The sequence below is a fragment of the Streptomyces sp. NPDC058620 genome (assembly GCF_042717135.1).
Taxonomy (GTDB): domain Bacteria; phylum Actinomycetota; class Actinomycetes; order Streptomycetales; family Streptomycetaceae; genus Streptomyces.
Genome location: NZ_JBHXQO010000109.1, coordinates 1 through 8,388, shown reverse-complemented (window position 1 = coordinate 8,388; position 8,388 = coordinate 1). Strand labels below are relative to the sequence as shown.

The following is an 8,388-nucleotide window of genomic DNA, read 5'->3' as shown; positions in this document are numbered from 1 at the left end:
CCCCGGCCGTGCACGCAACGCCGGGGCCCACTGCTGTGTCCGGGCGCCGCTCAGACGGTCGCCGAGCGGTACTTGCGGACGGCAAGGGTCCGGAAGACCAGGATGATCACGGCCGACCAGAGCAGGGACGCCCAGACCGGGTGCTGCATCGGCCAGGCGTCGGACTGTGACACGCCGGGGTTGCCGAAGAGCTCACGGCACGCCTGCACGGTCGCGCTGAACGGGTTCCAGTCGGCGATCGGCTGGAGCCAGGACGCCATCTGGCTGGAGTCCACGAAGGCGTTCGAGATGAACGTCACCGGGAAGAGCCAGATCAGCCCGCCGGAGGTGGCTGCCTCGGGGGTGCGTACGGACAGCCCGATGAGCGCGCCGATCCAGGAGAACGCGTACCCGAGGAAGAGCAGCAGCCCGAACGCGGCCAGTGCCTTCGCGAGGCCCTCGTGGATGCGCCACCCGACGAGCAGGGCGACGATCGCGAGGACGACGACGGTCAGCGCGGTCTGTACGAGGTCGGCGAGCGTACGTCCGGTGAGCACCGCTCCCCGTGCCATCGGCAGGGAGCGGAACCGGTCGATGAGCCCCTTGTGCATGTCGTCGGCGATGCCCGCTCCGGCGCCCGCGGTGGCGAAGGTGACGGTCTGGGCGAAGATGCCCGCCATCAGGAACTCCCGGTAGAGCGCCGGGTCGGTGGAGCCTCCGACGCTCATGGAGCCGCCGAACACATAGCTGAACAGCACCACGAACATGATCGGCTGGATGAGTCCGAAGATGACCATCTCCGGGATGCGGGTCATCCGGATCAGATTGCGTCTGGCGACGACGAGCGAGTCGGAGACCGACTGCACGAGGCCGCCGCGCGGCCTGGGGGCGTGCGCCTCGGCGGCGTCCGTCACGGCGGTCATGCGAGGGCCTCCTTCCCGGTCTCCCCGTTCGTCTCCAGCTCGGCGGCATGGCCGGTGAGCGACATGAAGACGTCGTCGAGGGTGGGGCGGCGCAGGCCGATGTCGTCGATCTCGACGCCGCGGGCGTCGAGGTCCCGGATGACCTCCGCGAGCAGCTTGGCGCCGCCGCTGACCGGGACGGTCAGCTTGCGGGTGTGCGCGGCGACGGTGACCTCGCCCTCACCGAGGGCGGTGAGCACGTCGCGGGCGCGTTCGATCTCGTCCCGCTGGTGGACGACGACCTCGACGCGCTCGCCTCCGGTGCGGGCCTTCAGCTCGTCGGAGGTGCCGCGCGCGATGACCTTGCCGTGGTCGATGACACAGATGTCGTCGGCGAGGTGGTCGGCCTCCTCCAGATACTGCGTGGTCAGCAGGAGCGTCGTACCGCCCGAGACGAGTTCCTGGATGACCTCCCACAGCTGCTGCCGGTTGCGCGGGTCCAGTCCGGTCGTCGGCTCGTCCATGAACATGACGGGCGGCGAGACGACGAGGGCCGCGGCGAGGTCGAGCCGGCGGCGCATACCGCCGGAGTACGTCTTGGCGGTCCGGTCGGCCGCGTCGCCGAGGTTGAACCGCTCCAGGAGCTGTCCGGCACGGGCCTTCGCGTCGCGTGCGCTCATCTGGTAGAGCTGCCCGACCATCCGGAGGTTCTCGCGGCCGGTCAGATACTCGTCGACCGCGGCGAACTGGCCGGAGAGGCCGATCGAGCGGCGGACCTCGTTGGGATGCTTCAGCACGTCGATGCCCGCGACGACCGCAGTGCCGCTGTCCGGCTGGAGCAGCGTGGTCAGGACGCGCACGGCGGTGGTCTTTCCGGCACCGTTGGGCCCGAGGAGGCCGAGGACCGTGCCTTCCGGCACTTCCAGGTCCACGCCGTCCAGTGCTCGTACATCGCCGAAGGTCTTCACCAGACCTTCGGCATATATAGCGCCTGGCATGTGGGATTCCCCCAGTTGCTTTTGGGTGACTTCCTGAGCAGATCCTAGGGACGTCCCACCCGGCGCGCGCGGCGAAACCGAGGATTCAGCTCATCACCAGGTAGCCCGCGTCGCGCAGCGCCGTGGCCACCTCCTCGCAGTGCGCGGGGCCCTTCGTCTCCAGGTGCAGCTCGACCTCCGCCTCGGTGAGGCCCAGGCGCGGATCGGTCCGCACGTGACTCACGTCGAGGACGTTGGCGTCGGCGACGGAGAGCGCGGCGAGGAGGGTGGCCAGCGCGCCGGGGCGGTCCGTCAGCCGCAGCCGCAGGCTCAGATAGCGGCCCGCCGCCGCCATGCCGTGGGTCAGGATGCGCTGCATCAGCAGCGGGTCCACGTTGCCGCCCGACAGCACGGCGACGACCGGACCCGCGAATGCCTTCGGGTCACTGAGCAGCGCGGCCACGGGGCTGGCCCCGGCCGGTTCGACGACCATCTTCGCCCGCTCCAGGCAGAGCAGCAGCGCACTGGAGAGCTCGTCCTCGGAGACCGTACGGACCTCGTCGACCAGCTCCTGGACGAGACGGAACGGGATGTCACCGGGGCGTCCCACCTTGATCCCGTCGGCCATCGTCTGCGGGGAGGCGACCGCCACGGGGTGACCGGCGGCCAGCGAGGGCGGATAGCCGGCCGCACCGGCGGCCTGCACACCGACGATCCTGACGTCGGGGCGCAGCGCCTTCACGGCGACGGCGATCCCCGCGGCCAGGCCGCCGCCCCCGATGCCGACGACGATGGTGCGGACCTCCGGGCACTGTTCGAGGATCTCCAGGCCCACGGTGCCCTGCCCGGCGATGATGTCCGGGTGGTCGAACGGGTGGATGAAGACGGCACCGGTCCGCTCCGCGTACTCCTCGGCGGCGGCGAGCGTCTCGTCGACGACATGGCCGTGCATCCGGACCTCCGCGCCGTACTCACGGGTCGCGGAGACCTTCGGCAGGGGCGCGCCGACCGGCATGAAGACCGTGGACCGTACGCCGAGCAGCGAAGAGGCGAGTGCGACACCCTGCGCATGGTTTCCGGCACTCGCGGCGACCACACCGGCCGCCCGCTCCTCCGGGGTGAGCCCCGCGATCCGTACGTACGCGCCGCGCAGCTTGAACGATCCGGTGCGCTGGAGGTTCTCGCACTTGAACTGGACCGGTGCGCCGACCAGCTCGGTCAGATACCGGCTGCCCTCCATCGCGGTCACTCTGGCCACGCCCGAGAGCATCTTCCACGCCCCGCGGACATCGTCGAGGATCACGGGAGGAAAGGGGCGGGACGTACGGAAGGTCATGACAGCAAGTCTTGCAGCTCGGGCCGGTCGGGGCAGACTCGTCTCATGGCGGACTGCGGTGTTGTCCACAGGTTTGTGCAGCGCTGGTACGCGTTGCCCCGTGGCCGCGTACTCTGTCCCCCACTCATCCGACACCGCACGAAGAGAGCCCGGCCATGCCCCCTCAGGACATGACGACTGCTGCGTCTCCTTCCGGGGGCACCGCCCCCGGCAACCCGGGTACCGACCACCTTCTCGATGCGCTCCAGCACCAGGTGGCCGTCTTCGCCCGCCGTGCCGAACAGACCCGCCTCGGGGGCGTCGGCCAGGTCCGCAATTCCATGGACCGGGCCGCCTATCTGCTCCTGAACCGGCTGGACAAGGAGGGCCCGATGGGCGTCAAGGCGCTGGCCGCCGGCATGGGCATCGACTCCTCCACCGTGACCCGTCAGGTCGCCCCCCTCGTCGACACCGGCCTGGTCAAGCGCACCTCCCACCCGGAGGACGGCCGCGCGGTCGTGCTCCAGCTGTCCCCGCGTGGAAAGGCCCGCCTCGACGAGGTCCGTGCCTCGCGGCGCGAGCTGATGTCGCAGGTCACCGACGACTGGAGCACCGAGGAGCGCGACACGTTCTGCACGCTGCTCACCCGGTTCAACGCGGCCCTGGCCGCACGGCAGGCCGCGCACCAGGCCCAGCCGGAGGACTGACACCGCCCGCCGGTCGCGCACGCCTCTTGACCCGGAACTCCTTCCGGGTCTCCGATGGGGTATGCGAGAGCGGCAGGCCGACCGGCAACGCCGCCGCGCCCAGGAGTTCGAGGACTTCGTCGCGGGCGCGGCAGGCCGCCTGCTGCACACCGCCACGCTCTTCACGGCCGAGCCCGCCGAGCCTGCGGGGGCGAACCTCCGCGCCCTTCGCCTGCTGACGGCGGCGCTGGCCCACACCTACGCGGAGTGGGACCGGCTGCGCGGCGACGACCCGTACGACCGGACCCGCCAGGAACTCGTCATCCGGTTCGCGCGCGACGCCTGGCGTCACCACCGGCCGCGCGGCGGTCTGCTGGAACGGCTCACCCCGCAGGAGCGCCTGGTCCTTGTCCTGCGTCTGTACGAAGGGGTCGCGGAGGAGCAGGCAGCGGCACTGCTCGGGCTGCCGGCGGAACGGGTGCGGGCGATCTGCACCCGGGCCGTCGGAACGATGTACGCACCCCCGGAACCGCCGGAACACCCGGGCCGCCCCGGTCGCCCCGTCGCGCGGCTGCTCCGGGGCGCGCGATGAGCGGGCGCCGCGACCGTCCCGACCGGAAGGTGGACGAGGTCCGCCGGATGCTGGAGGTTCCGCGTCCGCAGGTACCCGCCGATCTGGCGCTGCGGTCGGCGGAGAGCGGTGCCCGGCTGCTGCGCCGCCACCGCGCCGCGCGCCGGGCGGCGATGTGCCTGATGTGCGCGGCGGTGGTGGCGTTCGTGGTGTGGGCGGCGGTGACCCGGCCGTGGGAGATCCCGCCGGCCGGGACGACACCGCCGCTGGAGGGCTGGTGACGCGGCCGCTCGCGCGACGGTCTGCCGGATCTATCCTGGAAGGACCGGCATGCGGTACCAGCCGAGGAGGCCCTCATGACCAGGAAGATCGCCGACTGCCGCAAGTATCCGAGCGTCTCGAACTGCACCCTCACCATTTCCGGTGAGGAGGACGAAGTCGTACGAGCGGCCACCGAGCACGCCGTATCGGTCCATGAGCACACCGACAGCCCGCAGTTGCGCGAGGAGGTCCGTGCCTCGCTGGAGGACGAGAAGGCCACCGTCTGAGACCCTCCGAGAAGAACGGGCCCGCCCGGCGGTGGGCTGTGCGCTCACCACCGCCGGACGGAACACCGCGCCGGTCGTCCTAGCCGAGCGCCTGGGTGAGGTCGGCCAGCAGGTCGTCCGCGTTCTCGATGCCGACGGAGAGGCGGACCAGGTCGGCCGGGACCTCCAGCGGAGAGCCGGCGGCCGACGCGTGCGTCATCCGGCCGGGGTGCTCGATGAGGGACTCGACGCCGCCCAGCGACTCACCGAGCGTGAACAGCCTGGCGCGGTTGCAGACCTCGACGGCCGCCGCCTCGCCGCCCGTGACGCGGAAGGACACCATCCCGCCGAACGCCTTCATCTGCTTGGCCGCGATCTCGTGCCCGGGGTGCTCGGGCAGACCCGGGTACAGGACGCTGTCCACCTTGGGGTGGCGGGTCAGCAGGTCGGCGACCTTGGTGGCGTTCTCGTCGTGCCGGTCCATGCGGACCGCGAGGGTCTTGATGCCGCGCAGCACCAGCCACGCGTCGAACGGTCCGGCGACCGCGCCCATCGCGTTCTGGTGGTACGCCAACTCCTCCCCCAGCGCGGGGTCGCCGGCGATCAGCGCACCGCCGACGACGTCGGAGTGGCCGCCCATGTACTTGGTCGTGGAGTGCACCACGACGTCCGCGCCGAGAGAGAGCGGCTGCTGGAGGTAGGGGCTCGCGAAGGTGTTGTCGACGACCAGCCGCGCCCCCGCCTGGCGGGCGACTCCGGCGACGGCAGCGATGTCGGTGATGGCGAGGAGCGGGTTGGACGGGGTCTCCACCCAGATCGCCTTGGTGCGGGGCGTGATCGCCGCCCTGACCGCTCCCACGTCCGAGGTGTCGGCGACGGAGAACTGCACGCCCCAGCGCGAGGCGACCTTCGCGAACAGCCGGAACGTGCCGCCGTAGGCGTCGTTCGGGATGACCACGTGGTCGCCGGGCGTGAGCAGCGTACGGAGCAGGCAGTCCTCGGCGGCGAGGCCGGACGCGAAGGCGAGCCCGCGGTGGCCGCCTTCCAGGGCCGCCAGGTTCTCCTCCAGGGCGGTACGGGTCGGGTTGGCGCTGCGGCTGTACTCGTAGCCGCCGCGCAGCCCGCCCACTCCGTCCTGCTTGTACGTGGACACCTGGTAAATGGGCGGAACAACGGCGCCGGTGAGGGGATCGGCGGTGTTTCCCGCATGGATCGCGAGAGTCTCGAAGCTGTGCTGGTCGCTCATGAGGACCGAGCGTAGTTCGTCACGAGGGCGCTCACGGGTCACTGCGCCCGTGCGGGGACAATGGGCGTATGGAGATTCTCTGGTTCCTGATCGCGCTGTGCATGCTCGCCGCCGTCGTCGGCCCCTTCGTGCTGCGCCGTCGGGGCGGTATCCGTCAGGTCGCGCCCGGCTCCCCCGACGCCGCCGACCCGGACGCGTACGGGTTCCTGCGCCAGGAGGAGCTGGACGTCCGGATGCCGGGGCCCGACCAGGACCTCATCGACGTCCTGAACGTCGTGCAGGCCACCCAGGACTGGCGGGCCGCTTCCCAGCTGCTGGCCGGCACGCCCAAGGGGAGCGAGGTGCGGTGGCAGCGGGTGCAGGCGTTCGCCGGCGCGGCCTCGCTGGAGCTGATGCGCCGGCCGGGGGCCGGCGGCGCGTGGCTGCGCACCTGGCGGGCGGAGGCACCGAAGGACGCGGGCGGCGCGGCGGTGCACGCGGAGTTCCTGGTGCAGCAGGCGTGGCGCTCGTCCGGGGCGGGCGAGGACGACTTCCGGATCATCCTGGAGGAGGCCCGTACGGTCTGCGGCGAGGCCGCTCTGCTGGCGCCGGGCGACCCCGTCCCGTACATCGTCGAGCTGGCCGTGGCCCGTGGACTCGGTTACTCCCACGAGCAGTTCGACCAGCTCTGGGCGAAGATCATCGACCGGGCCCCGGCCCACATGGGCGCGCACATCGCGGCGCTGCACTTCTGGTGCGAGAAGTGGCACGGCTCGCGCGAGGAGGCGGAGCGGTTCGCCACCACGGCGGCCGCCCGCGCCCCGCGGGGTTCGCTGCTGGCGGCGCTGCCGCTGTTCGCGGTGTACGAGCACCTGCCCGAGGTCAATCTGGTGCAGGGCTTCTACCGGGGCGTCGTGGTGACGAAGGCGGTCGAGGGCGCCCTGTTCGCGGTGCACGCGGCCCGCGCCGACGATCCGATGCTCGCCCACGTCCGTCATCTGCTGGTGATGTTCCTGGTCCGGATGGAGCGCTGGTCCGAGGCGATGAACCAGCTCGTCCACATCGACGGCCACGTGGGCGCCCTGCCGTGGACCCAGGACCCGGACCCGGCCGCCGGGTACACCGTGTACCGGGCACTCGCGGTCGCGGGCTACGAGGCGAACGGCGGCAGCCCGGCGACGCTGCCCCGGTAGCCGCCGCGGTGGGGGCGCCGGAATCCACGGCGCCCCTTTCGTGTTGTAAGGACTGCATACCCAGCCCCGGAGGAGCCCGCATGTTCCTGAATCACCGCACCCCCCAGCTCCCCGCCCCCGAGGAGGCGCTGCGCGGCCGCCCCACGCCCGAGTTCACGGTCCCTTCCCGCCACACGGTGCTCGGCAACCCCCTGGTCGGCCCGTACCCGGAGGGCCTGGAGGTCGCCGATTTCGCGCTGGGCTGTTTCTGGGGAGCCGAGCGCAAGTTCTGGCAGACGGACGGCGTGTGGACGACCCTGGTGGGATATCAGGGCGGGTACACGGAGAATCCGTCGTACGAGGAGACCTGCTCGGGCCTGACCGGCCACACCGAGGCGGTCCGCGTCGTCTTCGACCCCCGGGTCGTCTCGTACGCGGAACTCCTGAAGCTCTTCTGGGAGTCCCACAACCCGACCCAGGGCTTCCGCCAGGGCAATGACGTGGGCACCCAGTACCGCTCGGCGCTCTACCCCCACACCCCCGAGCAGGCCGAGGCCGCGACCGCCTCCCGCGAGGCGTACCAGCAGGTCCTCACCGGCGCGGGCTTCGGCGAGATCACGACGGAGATCCTTCCGGCACAGGGCCGCACCTTCTGGCCCGCGGAGCCGTACCACCAGCAGTACCTGGACAAGAACCCGGACGGCTACTGCGGCATCGGCGGTACGGGCGCGAAGCTGAGCGCCCCCTCGGAGACGAACTGGGGCCGGTCCTGCCCGACGGGCATCGCCCCCGCGTCCGAGTAGGACCCCGCCAGGGGCCGCCCCGCCGTCGCCGTGCTCAATTCATGGACGGACAGGGCTGATTGCGTGTGCAACCCGAGAGTTTGCGCCCGCGCGCACGCTGCCTAAAGTGGACCACCAAGACCTACGTCAACGGGGGGGAACCTGACGCCGGAGGCCGGCGCCGGGTACGGCGGGCCAGCGCACCGGAATTTCCCTCAGCAACCAGGGTCTGTCGTTTTCGAGGCCCCGGGC

General features: G+C 71.4%; 10 protein-coding genes. 6 read left to right on the top strand and 4 right to left on the bottom strand.

All coding sequences use genetic code 11. The annotated features are described in order from the left end of the window. Positions 1-50 precede the first annotated feature (50 nt). The 3 genes from ACFWSK_RS36980 to ilvA form a co-directional block, all read right to left on the bottom strand. Positions 51-902, bottom strand: a complete 852-nt coding sequence (locus ACFWSK_RS36980) for an ABC transporter permease (RefSeq protein WP_383796377.1) — start codon at positions 900-902, stop codon at positions 51-53. Continuing rightward, positions 899-1,879: an ATP-binding cassette domain-containing protein gene (locus ACFWSK_RS36975; RefSeq protein WP_383796374.1), complete on the bottom strand. Its 981-nt coding sequence runs from the start codon at positions 1,877-1,879 to the stop codon at positions 899-901. Before ACFWSK_RS36975 ends, ACFWSK_RS36980 begins: the two co-directional genes overlap by 4 nt. Positions 1,880-1,964: 85 nt before the next feature. Further along, entirely contained in the window at positions 1,965-3,194 is a 1,230-nt protein-coding gene (gene ilvA / locus ACFWSK_RS36970; protein WP_383796371.1) for a threonine ammonia-lyase, read from the bottom strand. 155 nt (positions 3,195-3,349) lie between these two features. Here ilvA and ACFWSK_RS36965 point away from each other — a divergent pair, with 155 nt between their 5' ends. From ACFWSK_RS36965 to ACFWSK_RS36950, 4 genes are all read left to right on the top strand, one after another. Beyond that, positions 3,350-3,880, top strand: coding sequence for a MarR family winged helix-turn-helix transcriptional regulator (locus tag ACFWSK_RS36965; protein ID WP_383796368.1), 531 nt, complete (start codon positions 3,350-3,352; stop codon positions 3,878-3,880). 61 nt (positions 3,881-3,941) lie between these two features. Further along, the gene (locus ACFWSK_RS36960; protein WP_383796366.1) at positions 3,942-4,451 is read left to right on the top strand and encodes a sigma factor-like helix-turn-helix DNA-binding protein; all 510 of its coding nucleotides are present in this window, start codon (positions 3,942-3,944) and stop codon (positions 4,449-4,451) included. After that, positions 4,448-4,711, top strand: a complete 264-nt coding sequence (locus tag ACFWSK_RS36955) for a hypothetical protein (RefSeq protein ID WP_383796363.1) — start codon at positions 4,448-4,450, stop codon at positions 4,709-4,711. The genes ACFWSK_RS36960 and ACFWSK_RS36955 overlap by 4 nt, the downstream gene beginning before the upstream one ends. A gap of 75 nt (positions 4,712-4,786) precedes the next feature. Beyond that, complete coding sequence (locus tag ACFWSK_RS36950; protein ID WP_383796361.1) at positions 4,787-4,978, top strand: DUF1059 domain-containing protein; 192 nt, start codon at positions 4,787-4,789, stop codon at positions 4,976-4,978. A gap of 79 nt (positions 4,979-5,057) precedes the next feature. Here the strand turns inward: ACFWSK_RS36950 and ACFWSK_RS36945 are convergent, their stop codons facing one another. Then, entirely contained in the window at positions 5,058-6,203 is a 1,146-nt protein-coding gene (locus ACFWSK_RS36945) for a cystathionine gamma-synthase (protein ID WP_383796358.1), read from the bottom strand. 68 nt (positions 6,204-6,271) lie between these two features. On the opposite strand from ACFWSK_RS36945, the gene ACFWSK_RS36940 reads away from it, so the two are divergent. Further along, the gene (locus tag ACFWSK_RS36940; RefSeq protein ID WP_383796356.1) at positions 6,272-7,375 is read left to right on the top strand and encodes a hypothetical protein; all 1,104 of its coding nucleotides are present in this window, start codon (positions 6,272-6,274) and stop codon (positions 7,373-7,375) included. An 80-nt stretch (positions 7,376-7,455) separates the two neighbouring features. After that, positions 7,456-8,157 (top strand): peptide-methionine (S)-S-oxide reductase MsrA, encoded by a 702-nt coding sequence (gene msrA / locus ACFWSK_RS36935; protein ID WP_383796354.1) that lies wholly within the window; start codon positions 7,456-7,458, stop codon positions 8,155-8,157. Positions 8,158-8,388 lie beyond the last annotated feature (231 nt).

Coding starts and splice junctions, on each gene's coding strand:
- ACFWSK_RS36980 (WP_383796377.1), bottom strand. CDS start 902: ATGACCGCCGTGACGGACGCCGCCGAGGCGCACGCCCCCAGGCCGCGC.
- ACFWSK_RS36975 (WP_383796374.1), bottom strand. CDS start 1,879: ATGCCAGGCGCTATATATGCCGAAGGTCTGGTGAAGACCTTCGGCGAT.
- ilvA (WP_383796371.1), bottom strand. CDS start 3,194: ATGACCTTCCGTACGTCCCGCCCCTTTCCTCCCGTGATCCTCGACGAT.
- ACFWSK_RS36965 (WP_383796368.1), top strand. CDS start 3,350: ATGCCCCCTCAGGACATGACGACTGCTGCGTCTCCTTCCGGGGGCACC.
- ACFWSK_RS36960 (WP_383796366.1), top strand. CDS start 3,942: ATGCGAGAGCGGCAGGCCGACCGGCAACGCCGCCGCGCCCAGGAGTTC.
- ACFWSK_RS36955 (WP_383796363.1), top strand. CDS start 4,448: ATGAGCGGGCGCCGCGACCGTCCCGACCGGAAGGTGGACGAGGTCCGC.
- ACFWSK_RS36950 (WP_383796361.1), top strand. CDS start 4,787: ATGACCAGGAAGATCGCCGACTGCCGCAAGTATCCGAGCGTCTCGAAC.
- ACFWSK_RS36945 (WP_383796358.1), bottom strand. CDS start 6,203: ATGAGCGACCAGCACAGCTTCGAGACTCTCGCGATCCATGCGGGAAAC.
- ACFWSK_RS36940 (WP_383796356.1), top strand. CDS start 6,272: ATGGAGATTCTCTGGTTCCTGATCGCGCTGTGCATGCTCGCCGCCGTC.
- msrA (WP_383796354.1), top strand. CDS start 7,456: ATGTTCCTGAATCACCGCACCCCCCAGCTCCCCGCCCCCGAGGAGGCG.